The sequence below is a fragment of the Agromyces humi genome (assembly GCF_009720255.1).
GTDB lineage: Bacteria > Actinomycetota > Actinomycetes > Actinomycetales > Microbacteriaceae > Agromyces > Agromyces humi.
Genome location: NZ_WJSP02000702.1, coordinates 1 through 837, shown reverse-complemented (window position 1 = coordinate 837; position 837 = coordinate 1). Strand labels below are relative to the sequence as shown.

Sequence of the window (837 nt, the reverse complement as noted above, 5' to 3'; positions counted from 1 at the left end):
CGACGAGGCGCAGGACCTGCTGCACGCGGCCGAGTGGCACGCCGACGAACTGCGCGACGAACGCCACGACCTCGAGACGCGCTTGAAGGAGCTCCGCCGCGAGATCGCCGACGCCGAGCGCGGCGAACGCGAGGCCGAGCGGGCACGGGCCAAGGCCGCCACCGCCGCCGACCGCGCCCGCGACGACGTCGAGGCCGCCGAGACCGCACTCGATGCGCTCGACTGAGGGCGCGAGCGTCGCTCAGTCGCGCCGCCGCGGGCGCGGGCGCCGGGGAACGTAGCGGGGCACGTACCGCCACAGCACGGCCGCGCCCACGAGGCCCAGCACGCCCATGGTCGCGCTCGCGGCCATGATCGACGCCGCCGAGGTGACCGCCGCCAGCACGAGCGGCGCCGCGGCCTGTCCCGCGTCGGCGATCGTGCGGAACGCCCCGAGGAACGGCGCCGGGTTCGCCTTGGGCGCGAGGTCGGCGCCGAGTGTGAGGATCACCCCGCTCGACAGGCCGTTGGCCACGCCGAGCAGCACCGCCACGCCGGTGAACCAGGCCACCGCGTTCGGCAGGTCGTGGGTGAACGCGAGCACGAGCTGCCCGACGCCGAGTCCGACGAGGCCGGGGATGGCGCTCCAGAGGCGCCCGAACCGATCCATCACCTGGCCGCTCACGTAGAACAGGGCGAAGTCGATGCTGGCCGAGACGCCGATCACGATCGCGGCGGCCTCGGGCGGCATCCCGATCGACACGGCCCACAGCGGCACGATGACGGTGCGGCTGGCGCGCACGGCCGCGAGCAGGCCGACTCCGCTGCCGATCCGCAGCAGCACCGCGCGGTGCGTGG

General features: G+C 75.3%; 1 protein-coding gene and 1 pseudogene. One reads left to right on the top strand and one right to left on the bottom strand.

The window, feature by feature from the left end:
- Positions 1-226, top strand: a pseudogene (locus GH736_RS23645) (hypothetical protein); the annotation flags it as partial.
- A 15-nt stretch (positions 227-241) separates the two neighbouring features.
- Here GH736_RS23645 and GH736_RS23640 read toward each other — a convergent pair.
- On the bottom strand, positions 242-837 hold a 596-nt coding region (locus GH736_RS23640), incomplete at its 5' end, for an MFS transporter (RefSeq protein ID WP_159607526.1).